The 22,540-nt window shown below is 38.0% G+C and carries 20 protein-coding genes; 12 read left to right on the top strand and 8 right to left on the bottom strand.

Annotation, left to right across the window (positions count from 1 at the left end; translation table 11 throughout):
* The first annotated feature begins 65 nt into the window (after nt 1-65).
* From sufD to ACZ1AQ_RS08215, 3 genes are all read left to right on the top strand, one after another.
* A complete protein-coding gene (gene sufD / locus ACZ1AQ_RS08225) occupies nt 66-1,379 on the top strand; it encodes a Fe-S cluster assembly protein SufD (RefSeq protein WP_489632439.1) in 1,314 nt (437 codons plus the stop codon).
* Between the two features lie 170 nt (nt 1,380-1,549).
* Entirely contained in the window at nt 1,550-2,305 is a 756-nt protein-coding gene (locus tag ACZ1AQ_RS08220) for a DUF5995 family protein (protein WP_489632438.1), read from the top strand.
* A 233-nt stretch (nt 2,306-2,538) separates the two neighbouring features.
* Entirely contained in the window at nt 2,539-3,114 is a 576-nt protein-coding gene (locus ACZ1AQ_RS08215) for a chalcone isomerase family protein (RefSeq protein ID WP_489632437.1), read from the top strand.
* A gap of 64 nt (nt 3,115-3,178) precedes the next feature.
* Here the strand turns inward: ACZ1AQ_RS08215 and ACZ1AQ_RS08210 are convergent, their stop codons facing one another.
* Nucleotides 3,179-4,525 (bottom strand): serine hydrolase domain-containing protein, encoded by a 1,347-nt coding sequence (locus ACZ1AQ_RS08210; protein ID WP_489632436.1) that lies wholly within the window; start codon nt 4,523-4,525, stop codon nt 3,179-3,181.
* Between the two features lie 173 nt (nt 4,526-4,698).
* On the opposite strand from ACZ1AQ_RS08210, the gene ACZ1AQ_RS08205 reads away from it, so the two are divergent.
* The 8 genes from ACZ1AQ_RS08205 to ACZ1AQ_RS08170 all read left to right on the top strand — a co-directional run bounded on the left by ACZ1AQ_RS08205 (nt 4,699) and on the right by ACZ1AQ_RS08170 (nt 10,189).
* Nucleotides 4,699-5,913: an aminotransferase class V-fold PLP-dependent enzyme gene (locus tag ACZ1AQ_RS08205; RefSeq protein WP_489632435.1), complete on the top strand. Its 1,215-nt coding sequence runs from the start codon at nt 4,699-4,701 to the stop codon at nt 5,911-5,913.
* 13 nt (nt 5,914-5,926) lie between these two features.
* Nucleotides 5,927-6,352, top strand: coding sequence for a hypothetical protein (locus tag ACZ1AQ_RS08200; RefSeq protein WP_489632434.1), 426 nt, complete (start codon nt 5,927-5,929; stop codon nt 6,350-6,352).
* Between the two features lie 2 nt (nt 6,353-6,354).
* The gene (locus tag ACZ1AQ_RS08195; RefSeq protein ID WP_489632433.1) at nt 6,355-6,774 is read left to right on the top strand and encodes a SufE family protein; all 420 of its coding nucleotides are present in this window, start codon (nt 6,355-6,357) and stop codon (nt 6,772-6,774) included.
* A 3-nt stretch (nt 6,775-6,777) separates the two neighbouring features.
* A complete protein-coding gene (locus ACZ1AQ_RS08190; RefSeq protein ID WP_489632432.1) occupies nt 6,778-7,482 on the top strand; it encodes a hypothetical protein in 705 nt (234 codons plus the stop codon).
* A gap of 15 nt (nt 7,483-7,497) precedes the next feature.
* Nucleotides 7,498-7,821, top strand: coding sequence for an SUF system Fe-S cluster assembly protein (locus ACZ1AQ_RS08185; protein ID WP_159688849.1), 324 nt, complete (start codon nt 7,498-7,500; stop codon nt 7,819-7,821).
* Nucleotides 7,822-7,902: 81 nt separating this feature from the next.
* Nucleotides 7,903-8,412, top strand: coding sequence for a DUF2480 family protein (locus ACZ1AQ_RS08180; protein ID WP_315141317.1), 510 nt, complete (start codon nt 7,903-7,905; stop codon nt 8,410-8,412).
* A gap of 279 nt (nt 8,413-8,691) precedes the next feature.
* Entirely contained in the window at nt 8,692-9,621 is a 930-nt protein-coding gene (locus ACZ1AQ_RS08175; protein ID WP_489632431.1) for a DUF3078 domain-containing protein, read from the top strand.
* Nucleotides 9,622-9,643: 22 nt separating this feature from the next.
* Entirely contained in the window at nt 9,644-10,189 is a 546-nt protein-coding gene (locus ACZ1AQ_RS08170; protein WP_489632430.1) for a dihydrofolate reductase family protein, read from the top strand.
* A gap of 80 nt (nt 10,190-10,269) precedes the next feature.
* Here ACZ1AQ_RS08170 and hflX read toward each other — a convergent pair whose 3' ends face one another.
* The 7 genes from hflX to ACZ1AQ_RS08135 form a co-directional block, all read right to left on the bottom strand.
* The gene (gene hflX / locus ACZ1AQ_RS08165) at nt 10,270-11,502 is read right to left on the bottom strand and encodes a GTPase HflX (RefSeq protein WP_342692640.1); all 1,233 of its coding nucleotides are present in this window, start codon (nt 11,500-11,502) and stop codon (nt 10,270-10,272) included.
* Between the two features lie 25 nt (nt 11,503-11,527).
* Nucleotides 11,528-12,436: a hypothetical protein gene (locus ACZ1AQ_RS08160; protein ID WP_489632429.1), complete on the bottom strand. Its 909-nt coding sequence runs from the start codon at nt 12,434-12,436 to the stop codon at nt 11,528-11,530.
* Nucleotides 12,437-12,848: 412 nt separating this feature from the next.
* Nucleotides 12,849-14,204: a DUF5689 domain-containing protein gene (locus ACZ1AQ_RS08155; RefSeq protein ID WP_489632428.1), complete on the bottom strand. Its 1,356-nt coding sequence runs from the start codon at nt 14,202-14,204 to the stop codon at nt 12,849-12,851.
* A gap of 24 nt (nt 14,205-14,228) precedes the next feature.
* Entirely contained in the window at nt 14,229-17,066 is a 2,838-nt protein-coding gene (locus ACZ1AQ_RS08150; protein WP_489632427.1) for a TonB-dependent receptor, read from the bottom strand.
* A gap of 420 nt (nt 17,067-17,486) precedes the next feature.
* The gene (locus ACZ1AQ_RS08145; RefSeq protein ID WP_489632426.1) at nt 17,487-18,698 is read right to left on the bottom strand and encodes an MFS transporter; all 1,212 of its coding nucleotides are present in this window, start codon (nt 18,696-18,698) and stop codon (nt 17,487-17,489) included.
* A 96-nt stretch (nt 18,699-18,794) separates the two neighbouring features.
* A complete protein-coding gene (locus ACZ1AQ_RS08140; RefSeq protein WP_489632425.1) occupies nt 18,795-19,835 on the bottom strand; it encodes a Gfo/Idh/MocA family oxidoreductase in 1,041 nt (346 codons plus the stop codon).
* A 25-nt stretch (nt 19,836-19,860) separates the two neighbouring features.
* Complete coding sequence (locus ACZ1AQ_RS08135) at nt 19,861-20,931, bottom strand: NADH:flavin oxidoreductase/NADH oxidase (protein WP_489632424.1); 1,071 nt, start codon at nt 20,929-20,931, stop codon at nt 19,861-19,863.
* Nucleotides 20,932-21,129: 198 nt separating this feature from the next.
* Between ACZ1AQ_RS08135 and rseP the strand changes: the two genes are divergently transcribed.
* Nucleotides 21,130-22,473: an RIP metalloprotease RseP gene (gene rseP / locus ACZ1AQ_RS08130; protein ID WP_489632423.1), complete on the top strand. Its 1,344-nt coding sequence runs from the start codon at nt 21,130-21,132 to the stop codon at nt 22,471-22,473.
* Nucleotides 22,474-22,540: the final 67 nt, after the last annotated feature.

Raw genomic sequence — 22,540 nt, 5'->3', positions numbered from 1 at the left:
AAAGTTTAAAGTTATCCCATGACAACTTTAAACTTTTAAACCTTAAACTTTAAACAATTAGAAATATGTTAAGAGAAAAATTAGTATCGTCCTTTATGGCTTTTGAAGAAAAGATTGATGTCCAAACGGATCTTCATGATATTCGTACTGCTGCGATAAAGAACTTTGAAAATAAAGGTTTTCCAACCAAAAAAGAGGAAGCTTGGAAGTATACTTCCTTGAATGCTATTCTAAAAAATGATTTCAGCGTTTTTCCAAACACCGAAAATACGATTGAATACAGAGATGTAAAAAAATATTTTTTACACGAAATAGATAGCTATAAAGTGGTTTTTATAGACGGAGTATTTAGCTCAAATTTGTCCTCTACTACCCATGACGGAATTGATGTTTGTTTGATGTCATCGGCATTAAACAAGCCTAAATATAAAATGGTTATTGATACCTATTTTAACCAAATTGCAAGTAAAGACGAGTCATTGACGTCTTTAAATACAGCATTTGCTAATGAAGGTGCTTACATCAATATTCCAAAAAGTAAAGTAGCTGATAAGCCTATCGAGATCATGTATTTTTCTACAGGTTCCGAAAAAGCTTTGTTGGTTCAGCCACGTAATTTGGTAATTGTAGGCGAGAATTCGCATGTGCAAATCATTGAAAGACACCAATGTTTGAATGATAATGCGGTATTGACCAATTCAGTTACCGAAATTTTTGCAGCAAAACGCGCTATTGTAGATTACTATAAAATTCAAAATGATGCTGCCGAAGCGAATCTAATTGATAATACCTACGTTTCTCAAAAACAAGAAAGTCATGTTTCTGTACAAACCTTCTCTTTTGGCGGTAATTTGACTCGAAACAATTTGAACTTTTATCATTTTGGTGAACGTCTTACCAGTACGTTAAACGGAATTACGATAATAGGAGAGAAGCAGCACGTAGATCATTACACTTTAGTGCACCATGCTCAACCTAATTGCGAAAGTTTTCAAGATTACAAGGGCATTTTTAATGATCGCGCGACTGGAGTTTTCAATGGGAAAGTGTTTGTTGAAAAAGAAGCACAAAAAACCAATGCTTTTCAACAAAGCAATAATATCTTATTGAGCGACAAAGCTACGATTAATGCCAAACCACAGTTAGAAATTTTTGCCGACGATGTAAAATGTTCTCACGGTTGTACGGTGGGTCAATTAGACGAAACGGCTTTGTTTTACATGCAGCAACGTGGAATTCCAAAGAAAGAAGCCAAAGCATTATTGATGTACGCTTTCTCAAATGCAGTAATCGAAAACATCAAAATTCCTGAACTTAAAAAACGAATTACCGCTATTATAGCTAATAAATTAGGCGTAAAACTAGGGTTTGATTTGTAAATCTAAATCTTAAGAAATATATCTTTTAAATCGCTCAAAAAGGACAAAGTTTAACCTTAAACTTTGTCCTTTTTTTCATTCTTGAAGAATAGGTTTTCTTTTGAAAATTATTTTTTTGTAATATTATGAACTTAAACCTTTCATAATAAATATTTTATAAAAAATAATCGATGATTCCACAAGCAGCCACAATTGACGAAGTGATACAATTGCTTCAAGAAATTATTCAACAATCCATTACACAAAAATCGACCAAAGGGTATTTTGCAGTACTTTATCTCAAAGTCACACAAAAAGTAAAAGAAGGAATTCAAAACGGAACCTTCGAAAACGGCCCAAGAATGGAAAAATTAGACGTAATTTTTGCTAATCGGTATATCAAAGCGTATTATCAATATCGGGCAAAGGAAACTACATCTAAATCTTGGGAAGCTGCTTTTGTAGAGGCAGAGAATTATTGGATTATTGTATTGCAGCATTTATTACTCGGAATGAACGCACACATCAACCTTGATTTAGGAATTGCAGCGGCTCAAGTAAGCCCAAAAGACGAAATCCATAGTTTGCAAAATGATTTCAATACAATCAACACTATTTTATCTTCTTTGGTGGCCGATGTCGAGAAGGATTTGACCGAAGTTTGGCCAATTTTAAAGTGGATTCTAGAAAAAACAAAATCCATCGACACCTTTCTTATCGATTTCAGTATGCAAAAAGCCCGAGAAGGCGCATGGAAATATGCTCTTGAATTAGCTCCTCTTGAGGGAAATGAGGCTGAGAAATCCATTATAATTAGAGATGGGAAAGTTGCTCAAAAAGCAAAATTGATAACTAATTTGGGCGGAATCCCTGTTTTTTTATTCAAAATTATGCGTTTGTTTGAAGTGGGTACTGTAGATCAAAAAATTAAAGATTTACAAGACTAAAGGCCAATTTTTTCTAACATAAAATCATCAGTATTAAAAATTTAGTATTTTTAGAGCAGGAATATTTTTTTATTCTTAATTTAAAGCAAAATTTTTATCAATTGCCTAAACATAGTTTTAGAGTATAGATTTAATATGTCAAAATATATTCGTCATTACAACTTTCCTTTAACTGTTGTCAAAAAACAAAAGACGGAGTATTCTAAAAAGTTCAACCAATAAATTTTACATATATGAGAAAAATGATTTTATCCGTATTGTTTGTTGCTTTTATATTTACTTCTGTTTCAGCCCAAAATACCTTTATGGCTAATGGTGTAATTATCCCTAGAACACTTGAATTTAAAGGAAAAGTAATGGAATTAAGTGGTTTTGGTGTTCGATCGAAAATGTGGGTAGATGTTTATGTTCAGGCACTTTATCAATCTTTTTATAGTGACAAACCTTTTGAAGTGATGCAAAGTAATACCGAAATGGCTATTCGTATCCAAATTACTTCCGCTATGGTTTCCTCAGGAAAATTAACACGAAATTTTAATAATGGATTTGAACGTTCGGCAGGAGCCAATTTAGAGGCATTACGACCAAGAATTGAAAAATTTAAAAGCTTTTTATCGGAACCAATTGTCGAGAATGACGTATTCAATTTGATATATAATCCGGCAGATGCCTCGGTGTATGTGTATAAAAATGATGAATTAAAAGGGACCGTTCCAGGGATTGATTTTAAAATTGCATTATTTGGAATTTGGCTTTCTAACAATCCAGTAGACGAACAATTGAAGAAAGATTTACTCGGAATAAAATAATATCAAAACCACAAACCCGACAATTTTAGATAGTTGTCGGGTTTGTGGTTAAATAGGGTAGGTGTTACTTCTTAAAACTACCAATCACTCCTTTTAGTAATTCATTTACATCATATTTTCCTTCGTCGCTTAATCCCATTCTAACAATAACCAAATCCAAAGACGGGATAATGAATACTTTTTGTCCTTGGTAGCCATTGCAAGAGTACATATCACGTGGCGCCGCTGGGAAATGACCGCCTGCATTTAGCCAAAAGTGCGCTCCATAATCACCTTTAGATCCGTTGGTAGGTGTCGCTACATACTTAGCCCAACCTTCATCAAATACTTGGTCGCCATTCCAGTTGCCTTTATGCAAATACAATAATCCAAACTTGGCCCAATCTCTTGCGGTAGCCCATCCATAGGAGGATCCAACATAATTCCCAACCATATCGGTTTCAATTAGCATAGAATGCATTCCAATTCTATCAATCAATTGTGCATACCAAAAATCCAAATACTCTTGATGGGTTTTGAACTGCTTACGCAAGATATAAGACAATAAATTACTAGTTCCCGAGGAGTAATTCCAATGGGTATTGGGAGCGAAGGCGGCTGGTTTTTCAAGCTGTACACGTCCCATATCTTCTGCTATGAATAACATTTTAGTAGCGTCGCATATTTTATCATAGGCTTCTTCCCATTCCAATCCAGAATTCATATGCAACAAATCGTTGGTCGTGATTTTTTTTCGTTCATCCTTTTGCCATTCGGGAATTGGAGCGGGTTTGTTGATGTCGTATTTTCCTTGTTTTTGAAGTATCCCAAAAAACGTTGCAGTGATACTTTTAGTCATAGACCATCCCAAAATTTTACTGTTTTTGGTAAATCCAGTATCGTATTTTTCGGCAATAATTTGGTCTTTATAAATTACTAAAACCGCTCTTGATCTTTTTTTCTTTTGTCCTTTTGGATCGAAAGCGTTGTTTACTGCTGCATTTAGTTTTGCATAATCAACATTAGCAAAAACAGTGTCTTTGGGTTCCTCATTTCCATAGGGAAAGGGCAAATTGTTTTTTGTAACCTTGCGTTTTGGTACCAAATAGGGTTTTGAAATATCGAAATCATCATTGATTAAGGTAGCCCCTAAACCTTCTCGATAAATCGCTTTTCTGGTTTTTAATCCGTAAACAGATGAAGTGGCAGTTTTAGCTTTGTCATCGATTTCATTTTTGGCAAGATCAATGAGGTTAATGTCATTATCTCCTTTTTCGATCATCTCTTGTGAGCGGTGGTCAATAAAATGCCCCGAAGCCATACTTTTGGCCGAAAAACCAGAGATTAAATCGAGTTGAGGATAGGTGGTATATCCAATATACCCAAGAACGAGCAAAAGAAGGATTCCGATACTTTTTATTATATTCTTCATAAAATGTTATTTTTAAGCAATGTAGTAAAAAGTAGGCTTCATTGTTTCAATAATCAGAAACAACTTGATTACTTGTTTTGAGCCTTTTCTGTTTGATTTTTATTAACAACTGTTTGCTAATAATTAGCTACAGTTTCACTACTTTTGTATTTAGAAAAATTCTAAATTAAGCCATGTTAGACCTTCAAAAAATAAGAGCCGATTTTCCGATACTTTCTCAAAAAGTAAATGGAAAACCTTTGGTTTATTTCGATAACGGAGCGACCTCGCAAAAGCCACAAGTAGTTATTGATGCTATTGCTAAGTATTACCAAGAAATCAACGCCAACATTCATCGTGGCGTACATACCTTGAGCCAATTAGCGACTGATGCTTACGAATTGTCCAGAGGGAAAATGCAACACCATATCAATGCCAAGCATGCCCACGAAGTTTTGTTTACTTCAGGTACGACTCATGGTGTGAATTTGGTAGCGAATGGGTTTGCTTCTCTATTAAAATCAGGCGATGAGGTATTGGTGTCTGCTTTAGAGCATCATAGTAATATTGTGCCTTGGCAAATGCTTTGCGAGAGAACAGGCGCTTCGCTAAAGGTTATTCCAATGAATGAAAAAGGAGAATTAATTTTGTCTACATTTGATGAATTACTATCCGAAAAAACCAAAATCGTTACGGTAAATCATATCTCTAACGCTTTAGGAACGATTAATCCCATAAAATACATTATTGATAAAGCGCATGAATTTGGTGCCGCAGTGTTTATTGATGGAGCGCAAGCGGTACCGCATTTGAAACCCGATGTACAAGCCTTGGATTGTGATTTTTATGCTTTTTCGGGACATAAAATGTGTGGGCCAACAGGTACAGGAATTTTGTATGGAAAAGAAGCTTGGTTGAATAAATTGCCACCCTATCAAGGTGGAGGCGAAATGATCAAAGAGGTGACTTTTGAAAAAACCACTTATGCCGATTTACCACATAAATTCGAAGCGGGAACGCCTAATATTGCTGGAGGAATTGTCCTTGGAACTGCGGTAGATTATATGAATGAAATAGGTTTTGAAAACATTCAAGCGCAAGAGTTGGCACTTTTAGAATACGGTACACAACGATTATCTGAAATAGAAGGCTTGCGAATTTATGGGACTTCAGAAAATAAAACTTCGGTAATTTCTTTTAATATAGATGGGATTCACCCTTACGATATTGGAACCATTATCGATAAATTAGGAATAGCCGTTCGAACCGGACACCATTGTGCCCAACCAATTATGAATTTCTTTGAAATTCCGGGAACGATTCGAGCGTCTTTTTCGTTTTATAACACCAAAGAAGAAATCGATAGCTTAGTGGAGGCGGTAAAAAAAGCCAAAATGATGCTGTCATAAACACCTAAAAAAGATGAAGTGGATTAGTCAATTGATTTTTATTTTTGTTATCATGAGTAGTTGTAAAAGTCAAAAAATCAATGATTTTAGCACTTCATCCATTACGTATACTGCGCATTCTAGAGGAGTATATTTGAGTGTTTGGATGGAAAATCAAAAAGTTTGGGTCATCAAAGGTAGGAACGAAAAGCCTTATGAAGTTGCGCTGACAGCACAAGAAATGAAGGAGTTAGAAAGCATTTTTTCTGTAATGAATTTAGAAAAAGTACCCTCATTGAAAGCCCCAACGGCAAAGCGATTATATGATGGAGCAGCCATTGCCAACCTAGCCATTTCAGCTGGTGGAAAGGCTTACATCTCCAAAAGTTTTGACCACGGATTTCCCCCAAAAGATATAGAAAAAATAGTAACTTTATTAGTTTCATATAGCGAAAAATAAGCATGAGTATCAAAGAAATACAAGACGAAATTGTAGATGAATTTTCAATGTTCGACGACTGGATGCAGCGTTACGAATACATTATTGAACTAGGAAAAAATTTACCTTTAATAGAAGAAGCAGCCAAAACCGATGATAATTTAATCAAAGGATGCCAGTCGAAAGTTTGGTTACAGGGTCAGCAAAACGGAGATAAAATTGTGTTTACCGCTGATAGTGATGCAATTTTGACCAAAGGGATTATCGCCATTTTAATACGCGCTTTCTCGAACCAAAAACCTGCTGATATCTTGAATGCCGATATGGATTTTATTGATGAAATTGGACTCAAAGAACATTTATCACCAACAAGAGCTAATGGTTTGGTGTCGATGATTAAAAACATCAAAATGTATGCTTTGGCGTTTGATGCGAAAAAATAGTGTATGAAAAAATTGATTTTAGTTTTATTTTCTATCCTTGCGCACGCTCAAGAGAAGGATTCGGTTTCATTTTCTAAAATTCATTTTAGTTATAGTCAAACCAGCAATTTTAGTCTAGACGAAAAAGGTATTTACGCCGATACTTCTTTGATAAAATTTCATTTTCCAAACCTGAAATATGAGTTGATTAAAGCGAGAGCTGATGATTCTCAAAAGACCGCTTTTATTGCTTATAAAACTTTGTCAAAAGAGGATAAAAAAAAGATTACATCAATTATATATCATAATACACAACAAATCGAAGGGGTTTTTGATGTAAATCAAGAGAAAACAGTCTACACAATAACTAGATCTAGTAAAGAATTAGAACAAATTTTTCATTATTTAAATGAAAAATTTTATAAGTTTAAATACAAGATGATAGTAGACTACAAGAAAAAGAAAATAGAGATAATCTATCCAAGGGTCTCCTATAGAAAAGTATTTAGTGAAGTATTTAGAACTATTGTTTTTACTGATCCTTTTGAAATAAAAGGATCTTATACTTTTCAAACGGAAGACAAAGCATTCACTAATAATGTGGAATTAAATAAAGAATTAAATAAAAGAATTGTACCTGATGAATTTTTTTCAAACAATAAGTTTGGAGTCAAAAAAATCATTTCATTAGAATACACAAAAAAATTAATAAACTACTCTTATGAGTAAGTAAGTAACAAAAAAATGACAGAAGAAATAAACACCGCAGAGTTAGGAGAAGCTATCGTAAAGAAATTAAAAACGATTTACGACCCAGAGATTCCAGTAGACATTTATGAATTGGGATTGATTTATGACGTGATGGTCAATACCGATTATGAAGTAAAAATCTTGATGACTTTAACTTCACCAAATTGCCCTGTTGCAGAAAGTTTACCAAGAGAAGTAGAAGAGAAAATCAAATCGATTGAGCACGTAAAAGATGCCGATGTAGAAATCACCTTCGACCCACCTTGGAGCAAGGATTTAATGAGCGAAGAAGCTAAATTAGAATTGGGAATGCTTTAATAAAAAGTGCTCAGTTGTCAGTCTTTAGTACCCAGTCTTACTGACCACTAAAGACTGACCACTGACTACTAATTTAAAAAGATGGACGAAATAATTAATAAAGTAGCGAACAGTTCGTTACAAGTTTTTGATTTAGAAGATTATTGGCCTGTTGGTATTCGTTCTCAAATAGACATATCACAATGGCTAGTCGAAGGATTCTTACTCAAAGAAACAGAGTATAGACAAGCATTAAAGCAACACGATTGGACCCAATATCAAGACCATTATGTGGCAGTATATTGTGGTACAGATGCTATTGTTCCTGCTTGGGCCTGCATATTGGCAGCTACTTATTTGGTGCCTTATGCCAAGAAAGTAGTATTGGGAACCGTTCCTGAACTAAACACAGCCTTGTATCTCGAGGTCTTGAATACGATAGATTATTCAGACTATTTGGATAAGGCAGTAATACTAAAGGGCTGTTCCAAAAAGCCCGTTCCAGAGAGTGCTTACATAGCCGCCATTCAAAAACTGCAACCTTTGGCCAAAAGCATTATGTATGGCGAGGCTTGTTCTGCAGTGCCTTTGTACAAAAGACCAAAACCTTAATTGTTTTTAGAAACCCCAGCAAAGGGCATTTTCAGGAAGCAAAGTCCCGCTATCCGCTGCACCCGAGCGATAGCGAACTGACGAAGTAATCTTTTGTGCTGAACCCCAGCACAAAAGGATTTTCGCTGCACCCGAGCGATAGCGAACAGGCGAAGCAATCGGGGTTAGGGAGCTACAATTTTCCTTTTTGTTATGATTTTTAGGAGTTTATAACCATTTATTTTTCAGTGTTTTAATGGTTTTTACTACATTTGAGTAAGAACCTTAAAACCAAACGAAATGAGAGCCATTGTAATTACCCTGTTTTTGCTTTATTCCGTTGCTGAAGTACAGGCACAAAACACCGAGAAAGAGTTAATCAAAAACACCGAGGCGGCGGTTAAAAATATCAATGATACCTTGCCTAACGGCTGGCGCAAAAAAGGAAATATTGCATTTCTTTTCAGTCAGTCCAATTTTAATAACTGGATTGCAGGTGGAGAAAACAACTTGTCTGGAAATTTAGGTATCAACTATGATTTCAACTACAAAAAAGACAAACTGACTTGGGACAACAAAATCATTGCATCTTACGGTTTACTACAAACCAAAAATGCCGATTTTGAGAAAAAAACCGATGACCGTTTCGAATTCAATTCTACCCTTGGACAACACGCTTTTGGGAATTGGTATTACTCGTTGTTTCTGAATTTCAGGACTCAATTTACCCGTGGTTATATTTACGGAAAAGATGCCAATGGAGCTGAGATAAGAACAGAAAACACCAACTTTTTGTCTCCTGGGTATCTTACTTTTGGTCCTGGTTTATTTTGGAAAAAAGGAGACCATTTGCGTTTGAATTTTGCGCCACTTACTTCTAAAATGACCTTCGTAGACGATTTTTATACCTCCCAACCGGGTTATGTAGATGGAGCGTATTTTGGCGTTGATGCCAATAAAAGCTTGCGCTACGAATTGGGTTTTTATGCTTCGGCTTATTATAAGTTCAATATAATGACGAATGTTTCGGCAGAGAATACGCTGAATCTTTACACCAATTATTTAGAAGACCCTCAAAACGTCGATATGGATTATTCATTGGCTATCGTGATGAAAATTAATAAATTTCTATCAGCCAATTTGAATTTTCAGGCCATTTATGACGACAATGCTTTTCAGGGATTTCAAACCCGTCAAGTTTTTGGTTTAGGAGTGAATTATGGGTTTTAGGAGTTGATACATATTTCACTTGATGAGTAAAGTAATTTTGTATATCGCTACCACAATAGATGGTAAAATTGCCCGAAATGATGGGAGTTTAGATTGGCTTTTTAACATTCCAAATCCTAATCAATCGGATTATGGATATCAAGCTTTTTATGACACAATAGGAGTTGCGTTTATGGGAAGACGTACTTATGAGGAAATACTTGGTTTTGGAGTGGACTGGCCATATCAAGGAATCGAATCATATGTAATTTCACAGCAGCAGGACTTTTCAGTAAGCACCCCTGATACTTTTTTGCTCTCCAATGACATCGTTGAGTTTGTTAACCAAAAAAAATTAGAATGCGATAAAGATATATGGCTAATAGGAGGAGGGGAGTTGATTACTTTTTTCTTAAACCACCAATTGATTGACCAAATGCAATTGACGATTGCTCCAACAATTATTGGAGATGGGATTTCTTTATTTCCTAATCAACCTATGGAAACCTTATGGTCTCTTTCGGCAACTGTACCGTATCCTTCGGGTATTGTAACCTTGATTTATGATAAATATGTAGACTTGAATTAAAAAAGCATTTGGAATATATTTGGATGACGTTAGTAACAAAAAAAGCCCTTTTGATGGTTCTCAAAAGGGCTTTTTTAGTATTATTCTTTTTCTTCTTTCTCAATAGCATCCTTATAATCGGGATACAAGAATTTGTTGTAGGGGAAGCGCGTGATGTGAATTTGTCGCACGGCTTCGTATACTCGTTCTCTAAATTCCTCGAAGTTTTCCTTGTGGGTGGCCGAGATGAACAAGGCGTTTTCGTGACCCACGCGACTCATCCAAGTTTGTTTCCACTCGTCGAGGGTAAAGTGACGTGGCGTTTTTTCGGTCATTAAATCGTCTTCGTCTATCGTTAAATGTTGGTAAGCATCGATTTTGTTGAACACCATTAGCGTAGGTTTGTCATTGGCTTTGATGTCTAACAAGGTTTGATTTACAGAGGCGATGTGGTCCTCAAAATCAGGGTGCGAAATATCCACAATGTGTAATAATAAATCGGCTTCGCGGACTTCGTCTAGCGTACTTTTGAACGAATCGACCAATTGTGTTGGTAATTTTCGGATGAATCCTACGGTGTCTGAAAGCAAGAAAGGCAAGTTTTTGATGACCACTTTTCGAACGGTAGTGTCTAGGGTGGCAAACAATTTGTTTTCTACAAAAACATCGCTTTTGCCCACCGCATTCATCAAGGTAGATTTACCAACATTGGTATATCCTACCAGCGCGACACGAACCATAGCGCCGCGATTGCTGCGCTGAATCCCCATTTGTTTGTCAATGGTTTTGATTTTGTCTTTTAGCAACGAGATACGATCACGAACAATACGTCGATCGGTTTCGATCTCGGTTTCTCCCGGACCACGCATCCCGATTCCTCCTTTTTGTCGTTCTAAGTGCGTCCATAAACCCGAAAGACGAGGCAACAAATAGATGCATTGTGCCAATTCTACCTGCGTTCTTGCATAAGAAGTTTCGGCGCGTTGCGCAAAAATATCCAAGATTAAATTGGTACGGTCAAGGATTTTGCAGTCGATAATTTTGGAGATATTCTTTTGTTGCGAAGGCGTTAATTCGTCGTCAAAAATCAAGGTCGAAATGTCATTTTCTTTTACAAAAAGATGAATTTCGTCTATTTTACCTGTACCCAAAAACGTTTTGGGATTGGGTTTGTCCATTTTTTGCCAAAAGCGTTTTACTACTTGTCCACCAGCAGTAAAGGTCAAAAACTCTAATTCGTCAAGGTATTCACTCAGTTTCTCTTCACTTTGATTTTGAGTAACAATCCCGACGATAGCTGTTTTTTCGAAATTTATTTTTTCTTTTTCTAACATAGCATCAAATAAGTCGCAAATTTAATCATTTGCTTTGTACTTCTGATGCTGTTGTGTTAAAAACCGATGTTGGTTCGTAAGTATAGGTTTTTACAGTCTTAATCATTCCGCTGTCTTCGATTAGGGAATAAGAAGAAGGATAATTTTGAGCATTGTATTTGAACGTTCCTGCGCGAACAATTGTGTTGGCAGTTGAGGTAAATTTTAATTCGTTGTTTGGACTTATAAACGTAAACTCAAATTCTTCTTCTTGGAACGAAACCAAAGGAACAATCACTTGGTAATTGGGACCAAAAATGTTTTTTACCATTAACAAGTTCGCCGATTCTTTGTCGTCATAACCAAAATACTTGATGGTTTTGTCGCCCAAAAGTCCGGTTTGTTTGGTTTGATTTTCTTTGTCGTAATAGAATTCGGTTTTGTGAATGATTTGTTTGTTTCGGTCACGAACGGAGCGGCGAACTACCTTTCCGTTTTCGACTACAAAATCGACTTCTTCCACAAAAAGTTGTTGGGTGGTACTTTTTTTGGTGACTTGCTTAATTCGGGAGCCGTCATAGGTATACGTTACGGTTTTGGTTACAAATTTACCGTCTTCGTCGTATTTTTTGGTAAACAAAATCAAGCGGTCTTCAGCGTCATAACCATAGCTAATTACTTCTTTCCAATTGCTTCCGTTGCGGTCTTTTACAGTGTGGTCGAGTAATCCTTTTTTGTTATAAAAGAAACTTTGGGTCACATCAGAGGTTTTGATGGTGGTTAATTTTCCGTTGTCAAAAGCATAGGTTTTGTGAATCGCTTCACCGCTTTTTAGGTTTCTAAAATTGGTTTTGACTACGGCAATTTGCTTTAATTGCAACGATTTGTCTAAGGTTTGACTTTGTAAGCCATACGAAAAAGCCATCAGAGCGAAGGCCGCGAAATAGGTTTTCATTTTTGTTTAGTTTTGATTTGGGACGACCAAAATACAAAAATGATTTTAGTAAATGCGATTTAGAAAATCATTTCTTTGTGGGTACAATTGAGACAAAAAACATCTATAGTTAACTACGATGCGGTGAAAAAAGAAGTTATTCACCGCATTTTTTGCTCTGAAAAACAACAACTATTGGCTTTTTTTATTGTAACTATTCAGATTGTCTTGCTTTCAATTGGCTCCAGCTTTAGCTGGAGTTATTGGGATTGATAGCATTGGCTTTAGCCAAATAAACGCAGCTAATTTTGGCTAAAACCTTTAAAGAATTAAAATTTCAGCCTTCCAACTAAACTTGGAGGTAATTAATGTCAAAAAAAAATACCTCAATAATAGCCAATTATTGATAGCAAAATTAATTAATTATGCAGGTCTACTTATCCCCAAAAATTTGTACATCATCCACCATAAAAGCACCGTCTAGTGCGGCATTTTTTCCTGAGCCAGTGTAGCGAAAAGCAATGTTGACTTTGCCTTTGAACGCACTTAAATCTATGGCTCCCGAGCCTATGAATTGGTACCAAGGAGTAGCCTGTTTGGGGACTGTGGCTTTTAAAGGAGTCCAAGTGGCGGTGGCAATGTTTACGCCATCAAAATTCGTGGAAATAAAAACATCTAAGGTGTTCAGAGGCGAATCAACATCGATATGATGTTGGGCGGAACGGAAGGTCAAGATTTCATTGGTATAGGTATCAAGGTCAATTTTAGGCGAAATTAACCAAGCTACATTCGAAACCACTTTGGTTCCCGAAATCGCAAACTCGGCGTACCCATTGCCATTGTAAACCGTGCCTTTCCACACTGGCGTTCCTTTTTGGGCTAAGTTCGCCCAGCCGGGTAAATTTAGATTGGTTTTATCGACTACTTTTTCAAAATCTTCTTTGAAGAAGGGTATGATACTGGCACCTGTCAAGTTTACATCTTTTTCAGAACGAGCGATGAGTTGGTAGTCGGCGCCAAATTTGGTCAAAATACCTTTGACTTTTCCGCTGCTTTTTGGGACTGTTTTGGTGGCGAAATTGGCAAAACTAGAGGTTCTAAAAATAACTTGATTCCCTAGTTTATCCATCAAATTCCAATTGGTACCCCCGCCAATATCTTCGCTTTCTTCATAGTATTTTCGCCCAACAGCATCTGATGTAAATTGTACGTTTTGCAATTCGACTAAAGTGTTTAAGTTGGCGTCATTCAACAATTCAGGAATGGTTAGGGCTTTGGTCAATTGCGATTCCTCGATAATGGTGCAGGAGGGGAACAGCACTTTTTTGTAATCGTTTTGTGAAAGTCTGCCCACGCCCCCTTCGTTATAGGAATTGACATAAATTGACCCAATTCTAAGTCCGCCGAAATTGATGTCGGTATATTGATTTTTGAGTTGAAGATAGACTTTATTCCCCAATCGAAAATCGATGTACAAATTAGTAGCATCGATAGGCACACTAAAACCAATAGCTGGCGAAGTAGGAGTGGCCAACGTTTGAAAGCTAATGCTTTTGAAAAAATTCCCGCCTTCGTCACTTGAAACCACATAGGCTTCAATGCTATCGTCATAGGGGTATTGCGCTACAATTGCATTAGCATTGGCTTTCACCTGAGCTACGGTTTGGTTGACTTTTAAATCGGGTTGGGTGCATTCTAATTTTGGAATGTCAAAATCTTCTTGAGCACAATTCATCAAGAAGAAGGAAAAGACAAAGAGGAAGGATAGAGAAGAAATATAACGTTTCATATTTTTATATTTTAATGAGGTTGATTATAAATTCAGATATAAGGAGACAAAGTAATTGCGGCCATAGCCTTGGAAATATTTGTTGCCAAAGTTGGGTGTCCCGCTTGAGACATCTTGGTTGCGTTGTCGAAAATTGGCGTTTCGGGCTTGTTCGTAACCTCCGGTTTTGTAATGGGTATCTAAAAGATTGGTAACACTCATAAACAATCCAAGAGTTTTCCCTTTGATTCTCCACGTTTTTCCACCAGTGAGATTGAGAAGAAGCATAGGGTCTAATTTTTCTTGGCGCAGTAATTCCTTGGCTCGTGCTTCGGTGGCTTCAGGAAATGGAAAACCGTTGGCTGGATTTTTGAAAAAAATAGCTGTTCTGGCAATGGGGGAAACGGAGATATAGGATTCGGTAACGTAATTTACATTGGTACCCAACCACCAATAGTGTGGGTCGCGATATTCTAATCCCACACTATAGGCCTGTTGAGGTAAGCCAGCTTGATGGTAATTTTTGAGAATGGCTTTTCCAAAATCAAAAACAGGATTGGTATTGTCTACCGAGGCTTGGGCATCATTCGTTATAGTAACGTTGGGGTTGCTGGCATAAGTGTAGCGTCCGTAAGCGGCAGCTAAAGTTGTTTTCAGAGTGGTACTAATGGGATATTCAACACTTAGTTCTGCGCCATAATTTTGTTTGTCGAGTTGGGTAAGGGTTTGTCCTACGAAAGCATCGGTATTGGTGTAACCCGCTCCGTCATCGAAAATGCCCTCGGCGTAGAAAAAGGAATTCTCGGTGGTGTTTTTTAGATAAGAATAATAGGCAGTCGCTCTTATTTTTATGATTGGCGTTCGATACAAATAGCTTGCTTCGATGCTGCTATGGGTTTCATTGGTAAGACCGTTCACAATACTATTGTTCAAACGGGCATTGGGAAAACTGTTTTGAATCGTAGGGGCTTTACTTAGGTGTGCGGCGTGAAATAAAACAGCTTGTTTTCCAGAAATCGAATAGGTCATTCCTGCCTTGAAACCAAAATTCTCAAAGTTGATTGTATTGCTTTTGCCCAAAGAATTGTTCTCATAGAGTCCGTTTTTGTACAAACCTTCGCGCTGATAGTTGGTCATTGAAAATTCTTGTCCGAGGTAAAAATGTAGCTTTCGGAATCTGAATTGAAACTGTGTAAAGGCTTGGATTACTTGCGCTCTTATAAAATAGTTATAGCCATAGGTATCGCCTTCGACTACTTGTCGGTTGGGATGATTCAAATCGGATTGGGCTTGATTGCCATTGTAAAACGCATCGATGTCTTCAAAATAGCTGCCGCCCAAAAGGTCGATTACTTTTTGATAGTGTTGTGTTTTTGAGGTTTTGAAATTGGCACCTGCTGTTAAGGCAACAGCATCTGAAAGGTGAGAATTTAAAAGTGTATTTGCAGCTAGGACGGTTTCGTCGGCTCGGTCTTCATAGAGGATGTAGTTGCTCTTTGAAGGTTCGTATCCGATGATGGTTCCATTCGAGGTAAGGATGGGTTGTTGATTGGCTTGGTAAAGTGCCGACCAGTTGATTTGTGGATTTTCTAAAAAGGCCAATCGACTTTTTTCGGCATTCTCTTCATCGGGAATGAAGGCGCCTGAAAATTCGCCATTGTCTTTTTCGTAAAGCGAAGTGTAATAGCTTGGCATTTTGCGATAATAGGTCGGGTCGGGATTGTTGGCATTTTGAAAATCGATATTGCTATTGCTGATGTTGCCCCACTGATAAAGCACTCCGGATTGTAAGTTTGTTTTGTCGTTGATTTTGAAATAATGGTTGAGTAGGAGTAGCGGCTCGTCTACAGTTTTGATTCTAGCGTTTCGTTGTTTGCCGTTTTGAAAACCCCAATAGGAATTGTATCGCGAACCCATTAGGGTAAAGACTTCGGCGGTATTGGGAGCGGTTTTGGCTCTTGAGTTGGGAGTATAAATACCAGTGAAATTGAGCGAATGTTTTTCACCGAATTGTTTTTCGATGCTGATGAAAGCCGAGTTGCCGTCAAAATGCGTGCCTTCGAAATAGGGATTTTCGCCGATTCGTTTCCCAGCCGAAACTACGAATGCCCAGCCTTTTTTGCTTACTCCAGAAGCATAGGTTGCCATCATCCGCCAATTGTAGGTAGTATTGGTTCCGGCAAAAGAGAGTCGGGAACCCGAACGATAACTAGAAGCTCTGGTACTGATTTGCTGTGCGCCTAAAAGTCCGCCGAAACTGTAGTCGAATGCGGCAGTGCCAATGACAATTTCTTGGTTGCGCAGCACATCGTTGATGCCACCCCAATCGCCCCATTGTGGACGTCCATCGTATACTTTGTTTAATGTCAGTCCATTTATGAGAAAAGTGGCATTTTCGGCATCGAGTCCTCGAATTCTAAAACGGGTTTGTCCCCATTGAAAAGCGGCGGCTTGCTGAAACACATCTCGAGAGGCTTGTAATAACGGTGCAGTACTTTCTGAACCATTAAAATCATCATTCAATTGCTCTTCGGATAGGGCGATGGTGGCGCTTTGTATTTCGGCCATTGGGTCTGTGGAGAGTGGAATAGTCCCTAAATCGGTGATGGTTTTGGGCACTACGGTAACGGCTAGTAATTGGTCTTTGTAGCCTTGACTGTGAAGCAGTACATAATAGGTGTTGGGCGGTAACTGGTCGAAAAGCACGGTACCAGAAGCGGAGGTAAGTTGTAAAAAAGAAGTGTTTTGGATACTAACTACCACTGAGGGCAGTGCTTTTTGGGATTGAGATTCGATTACTTTGAGAGTAAAACCAGCCGTGTTTTGTGCGTAATTTTTTGGAATGAATAATAGGCAACCAAGAACAGATAATTTTTTAAGCATAGGCGTTTATAAAAAATAAAGTACCGTTACATTGGAGGACCCAGAAAAAAAGGAATCCTCCAATACAACAGTTTACGGAGTGCAACACTCCCATTAATTAATAAAACGTTTTTGGAAATTTGAGCACAAGACTCAAATGCGTTGCTTTATAAAATGGTATTAAAAAGTGTGTTTTTTATAACTTACTGATAATCATTGATTATGTTTTATAAATGTAATAAAAAAACTATTAACTTTTACGATAACGATTGAATTTTTTTTTCTTTGTCTTGCGATACGAAAATATCTCGTCTAGCCCTGATGGGAGCGGCATCCTTTTTTTCCTAGCTGGCCGTTTGAAAAACGGAGAGCTAGGGAAAAAAGATATAGCGTACAGCAGGACAACTCGTCTAGAATAGCAGGGTCGTGTGCTCCTTATAATTAGGCTTCGATTTTTATTTTGGATACCATAAAGGCGATTAAAAATCCGAAAACACCAATAAATGCGAATGAAAATTGTAAACCAAAAGCTTGAGCAATATGTCCGATAACGGGTGGTCCCATCAAAAAGCCTAGGAAACTTACGCTTGAGACGGCGGTGAGTGCTTCGCCTGTTGGGATAGTTGGGTGTTTTCCTGCGATGCTATACAAGGTTGGAATGATAGTTGAAACGCCTAGTCCAACAAACATAAAGGCGATGGTTGCGGGAATGATGTAGGGAAAAAATACGGCGGTGAATAAACCTGTAGAAATGACACACCCGCTGATTTGCATTACTTTTTTGCGTCCCCATTTTTGGGTAAGACGGTCGCCGAAAAAGCGGCCGCTGGCCATCATAATCATAAAGGAAGTGTAGCCCAAAACGACTAAAGGACCCGGAACTTTGACTACATCTTTGAAATATACGCCACTCCAATCGAACATCACGCCTTCGCTAGCCATACAACAAAATCCAATAACGCCAAGCCAAATTAAGGTGGGGTCGGGTTTGAAAAAAGGTTTTTTCTTTTCGGTTTTTTGGGTTTCTTTGGCGCGGATGAGCAATTTGTAATTGAACGCCACAAGTCCTAAAACGATACAAGCTACGATGATAAAATGGGTGTAGGTTGTTAAATCTAAGGCTAACATTCCTAGCCCCACTAAGGCTCCTGTAAAACCAGCCAAGCTCCACATTCCGTGAAAAGACAACATAATGTTGCGTTTAAAAAGGCCTTCGGTATACACGCCTTGGGTGTTTACAGAAATATTGGTTAAGTTGGCGGTAAGTCCAAAGGCAAAAAGTCCCAGAGCCAATTGCCAAGCGTTTTGTGCCAAAGCTAAATTGGTCAAACTAACAGCATATAACAAAATTGAGATGGGCAATACTCTGTGACTTCCATAACGTGTGACCAATTTTCCTGAGAAAAACATCATAGTGAGTTGCCCTACAGGAAGTGCAAATAATATGGTGCCCAAGGTACCTTCACTAAGTTGTAAAGCCGTTTTGATGGTTGGAATGCGACTTGCCCAAGTGGCAAAAGTAAGTCCCATTCCAAAATAAAACATAGCCACCGCCCAACGTATTCTGTTGAGGTAAGAGACTTTGGCTTCGGCGTAAGCTTTTTTGTATTTCCCTTTGGGTTTCAATCGCCCTAAGAAGTTGAGGTAAATCAAAGGTGTTGGTTTTTAGAGTTTTAAGTGCCAAAATTACAAAAAAGAACGGCTTATTGTGTCATAATAACACATTTTAATGATTTACAACGATATTGTTTATAAGTTGATTCTTCGTTGTTGTTGATGACTAGCGATTGCCGCCTCTATGATTTGCATCACTTGAACACCTTCTGCAGCGGAAACGGGTACTTTTTTTCCGTGAAGAATGGCTTGGTACACTCCTTCAAAAAAAGCATAGTAATTGCCTTGTTCTGTGGGAATGAATTCTTTGATTATTGTTCCGTTGCTTTCGGTGTGAAGCAGTCCTTTTAGGTGTTCGGGTTCGGTGCCCCAATCTGTGGTGTTGGGTTTTTTACCTAATTTTAATTCGTCTTCTTGCACATCGCCACGAGCTTTCAAAAACGAACCTTTTTTACCGTGAAGGGTATACGATGGATGTGGTTCGCGCACAAAAAAACCAGCTTTGAGTCGGACTCTTAGGTCGGGATAAAATAGGGTGATATCAATCCAATCGTCTACTAAAGAATGATCTCTAGTAATTCGAATGTCTCCGTTTACGGCATCTGGAAAACCAAACAAGCATAAGGCTTGGTCGATGATGTGAGGCCCTAAATCTTTCAGAATTCCAGCACCGGCATTTTGGGTTTCTTTGTGGACTTTTGGACTCAAATTAGGATTGTATCGATCAAAATGAATTTCGGCCTCTACGATATCGCCTAGGATTTTGTCTTGCATAACTTTTTGGACCGTTTTGAAGTCGCTGTCCCATCTTCGGTTTTGAAAAACAGCCAATTGCAGTCCTTTTTCGTTGGCCAAAGCGGCTAGTTCTTGGGCTTCGGCAACGGTGGTGGTGAAAGCTTTTTCTACGATGGCGTGTTTTCCGGCGAGTAAGACTTGTTTGGCGTATTCATAATGCGTTCCCACAGGCGTATTCACAATTACCAAATCGCAATCGTCTTGGAGTAAAGCATCTAAATTGGCGTAGCTTTTTACTTCAGGGAAATCGGATTGGATGAGTCTTTTGCTGCGTTCCCAAGCGCCCGTTATTTCAAAACCAGAATGTAAATCGAGAAAAGGAGCGTGAAATACTTTTCCTGACATTCCGTAGGAGAGTAGAGCTGTTTTAATTTTTTGCATAAAAATGTTTTTGGAGTGGGACTTTTTATCTTGTTTTGGCTCTTTCATATTGTTTCGGCCAAGCTACGGTTTCCTTTAAGGCAGTAGCAAAATCTAATCCTAAATTAGGATTGCGAAGGGATTCTCTAGCAAAAAACACTAAGTCGGCTTGTGATGCAGACAGTATGTTTTCTGCTTGATGGGCTTCGGTAATCATTCCCACAGCGCCAGTTGGTATGCCGGTTTCCTTTTTAATTTTTTCGGCAAAAGGAACTTGATAGTTGGGGCCAATGGAGATTTTTTGATGGGACACCAATCCGCCAGAGGAGACGTCAATCAAATCGACGCCTTTTTCTTTTAGAATTTGGGAAAGTTGCACCGATTCTTCTACCGACCAACCGCCTTCAGCCCAATCGGTTGCTGATATTCTAACGAACAAAGGCAAATTCGAAGGCCATTCGGCTTGCACCGCAGTTACGGTTTCTAGCGTCAATCGAATTCTGTTTTCAAAACTACCACCATATTCATCGGTTCTTTGATTCGTCAGAGGCGACAAAAATTGATGTAATAAATAACCGTGAGCCGCGTGTATTTCCAGCACTTGGTAACCCGCTTCTACAGCACGTCGAGTCGCCGATTGAAAATCAGTTAGTACTTTTTGAATGCCTTGGTTGTCGAGAGCGATTGGAGCGGTTTCATTTTCGTGATACGCAATCGAGCTTGGAGCAACGGTGTTCCATCCGCCTTCGTTTTCACTTAATTTTTTGTTGCCCAACCAAGGTGCCGAAACACTGGCTTTTCTCCCAGCGTGTGCCAGTTGAATGCCCGGAATCGCGTTTTGGGATTTTATGAATTGGTTGATGGCCTTTAGTTTTTCGATATGTTCGTCTTTCCAAAGTCCTAAATCTTCTGGTGAAATGCGAGCTTCGGGAGAAACAGCCGTAGCTTCTTGAATCAACAATCCTACACCTCCAGCCGCACGACTGCCCAAATGCACCAAATGCCAATCATTGGCAAAACCATCTGTAGCAGAGTATTGGCACATTGGAGAAATAACGATACGGTTTTTGAAAGTGATACTTTTTAGCGTAAGCGGAGAAAACAAAAGACTATTCATATATACTGTAACTTTTAGGATGGTACTTCAACCTATGAAGGCTGTACGGTTTAAAAAGTAAAGTTAAAGCATCTCTTTAAAGCAGTACTCTAAATTTTTGTATTTAACAAACATTTAAAGCCGTATGTAGTATATTGCGCCATCAAATTAAAATAGAAACGCTACTTTTGTGCGTTATTTAAGAACTAAAAGTAAACAATGGAAATCGTTATCAAGTTTGCTCAATTTTTATTGAGTTTGTCCTTATTAATTATTCTACACGAATTGGGACATTTTATTCCTGCCAAAGCATTTAAAACGAGAGTAGAAAAATTCTACTTATTTTTTGACCTTAAGTTTTCATTACTCAAAAAGAAAATTGGCGAAACCGAATACGGTATTGGTTGGTTGCCTCTTGGGGGTTATGTAAAAATCTCTGGGATGATTGACGAGAGTATGGACAAGGAACAAATGGCCTTGCCTCCACAACCTTGGGAATTCCGTTCGAAACCTGCTTGGCAACGTTTGATTATTATGTTAGGTGGAGTTACCGTGAATTTCATTTTGGCGTTCCTTATTTATATAGGAATGGCTTTTGCTTATGGTGATGCTTTTGTGGCGATGGCCGATATGAAAGACGGATTATTGATAGAAAATCCGGTGATGAACAAAATTGGTTTCCAAACGGGAGATAAAATCCTCAGTATTGATGGCGAAAAAATAGAAAAATACGACAACGAAATCAATATGAAATTGATTATGGGGAAACAAGTCCAAATCGAAAGAAATGGCGCTACTCAAACCATTCAAATGCCTGTTGATTTAGTTGACCAATTATCAAAATTAGAAAAAGGGCCTTTAGTGAATATCCGTATGCCATTTGCCGTTACCGCTATTCCTGAAGAGTCAGTAAATAAACAATTACAGCCCAAAGACGTAATGGTTTCCTTGAATGGACAACCCGCCAAATATTACGACCAAGTAACAGCGATTTTAAAAGCCAACAAAGGCAAAACCCTTCCAGCTGTTGTAATTCGAAACGAAAAAGAAGTGCCTGTGCAAGTAATCGTGAACCAAGAAGCTAAATTGGGGATACAAGTGGGTGCTTTGGGATTAGAATCGTTAGAGAAATTAGGCTACTATAAAATCAGCAAACAAGAATACGGTTTCTTCGAATCGATTCCGGTGGGAATTGAAAGAGGGAAAGACCAATTGTTAGGCTATGGCAAACAATTGAAAATGATTTTCAATCCAGAAACTAAAGCGTACAAACAAGTGGGTGGATTTGCGGCTATTTTTAATATTTTCCCTAGTTCTTGGAGCTGGGAAGTATTCTGGAACATCACCGCTTTGTTATCGATTATGTTGGGGGTAATGAATTTATTGCCGATTCCAGCGTTGGATGGTGGACACGTAATGTTTTTGTTATACGAAATCATTAGCGGCAAAAAACCAAGCGACAAATTCTTAGAGAATGCTCAAATGGTTGGTTTTGTTTTACTTATCTCGTTGCTTTTATTTGCTAACGGAAACGACATTTACAAAGCGATTGTAGGCAGATAAAAAAAATCAAAAAAAATTTATTTTTTGTTTGCAAAACTTGAAATTAGGTGTATCTTTGCAACCGCTT

The sequence above is a fragment of the Flavobacterium sp. UM26 genome (assembly GCF_057922445.1).
This window is presented reverse-complemented; position numbering and strand designations above follow the sequence as displayed.

What these genes read in the sequence shown, in the direction of transcription:
- ACZ1AQ_RS08215 (WP_489632437.1), top strand. Translation starts at nt 2,539, where the DNA reads ATGAGAAAAATGATTTTATCCGTATTGTTTGTTGCTTTTATATTTACT.
- ACZ1AQ_RS08185 (WP_159688849.1), top strand. Translation starts at nt 7,498, where the DNA reads ATGACAGAAGAAATAAACACCGCAGAGTTAGGAGAAGCTATCGTAAAG.
- rseP (WP_489632423.1), top strand. Translation starts at nt 21,130, where the DNA reads ATGGAAATCGTTATCAAGTTTGCTCAATTTTTATTGAGTTTGTCCTTA.
- ACZ1AQ_RS08210 (WP_489632436.1), bottom strand. Translation starts at nt 4,525, where the DNA reads ATGAAGAATATAATAAAAAGTATCGGAATCCTTCTTTTGCTCGTTCTT.
- sufD (WP_489632439.1), top strand. Translation starts at nt 66, where the DNA reads ATGTTAAGAGAAAAATTAGTATCGTCCTTTATGGCTTTTGAAGAAAAG.
- ACZ1AQ_RS08150 (WP_489632427.1), bottom strand. Translation starts at nt 17,066, where the DNA reads ATGCTTAAAAAATTATCTGTTCTTGGTTGCCTATTATTCATTCCAAAA.
- ACZ1AQ_RS08170 (WP_489632430.1), top strand. Translation starts at nt 9,644, where the DNA reads ATGAGTAAAGTAATTTTGTATATCGCTACCACAATAGATGGTAAAATT.
- ACZ1AQ_RS08205 (WP_489632435.1), top strand. Translation starts at nt 4,699, where the DNA reads ATGTTAGACCTTCAAAAAATAAGAGCCGATTTTCCGATACTTTCTCAA.
- ACZ1AQ_RS08155 (WP_489632428.1), bottom strand. Translation starts at nt 14,204, where the DNA reads ATGAAACGTTATATTTCTTCTCTATCCTTCCTCTTTGTCTTTTCCTTC.
- ACZ1AQ_RS08200 (WP_489632434.1), top strand. Translation starts at nt 5,927, where the DNA reads ATGAAGTGGATTAGTCAATTGATTTTTATTTTTGTTATCATGAGTAGT.
- ACZ1AQ_RS08195 (WP_489632433.1), top strand. Translation starts at nt 6,355, where the DNA reads ATGAGTATCAAAGAAATACAAGACGAAATTGTAGATGAATTTTCAATG.
- ACZ1AQ_RS08190 (WP_489632432.1), top strand. Translation starts at nt 6,778, where the DNA reads ATGAAAAAATTGATTTTAGTTTTATTTTCTATCCTTGCGCACGCTCAA.
- hflX (WP_342692640.1), bottom strand. Translation starts at nt 11,502, where the DNA reads ATGTTAGAAAAAGAAAAAATAAATTTCGAAAAAACAGCTATCGTCGGG.
- ACZ1AQ_RS08220 (WP_489632438.1), top strand. Translation starts at nt 1,550, where the DNA reads ATGATTCCACAAGCAGCCACAATTGACGAAGTGATACAATTGCTTCAA.
- ACZ1AQ_RS08135 (WP_489632424.1), bottom strand. Translation starts at nt 20,931, where the DNA reads ATGAATAGTCTTTTGTTTTCTCCGCTTACGCTAAAAAGTATCACTTTC.
- ACZ1AQ_RS08160 (WP_489632429.1), bottom strand. Translation starts at nt 12,436, where the DNA reads ATGAAAACCTATTTCGCGGCCTTCGCTCTGATGGCTTTTTCGTATGGC.
- ACZ1AQ_RS08140 (WP_489632425.1), bottom strand. Translation starts at nt 19,835, where the DNA reads ATGCAAAAAATTAAAACAGCTCTACTCTCCTACGGAATGTCAGGAAAA.
- ACZ1AQ_RS08180 (WP_315141317.1), top strand. Translation starts at nt 7,903, where the DNA reads ATGGACGAAATAATTAATAAAGTAGCGAACAGTTCGTTACAAGTTTTT.
- ACZ1AQ_RS08175 (WP_489632431.1), top strand. Translation starts at nt 8,692, where the DNA reads ATGAGAGCCATTGTAATTACCCTGTTTTTGCTTTATTCCGTTGCTGAA.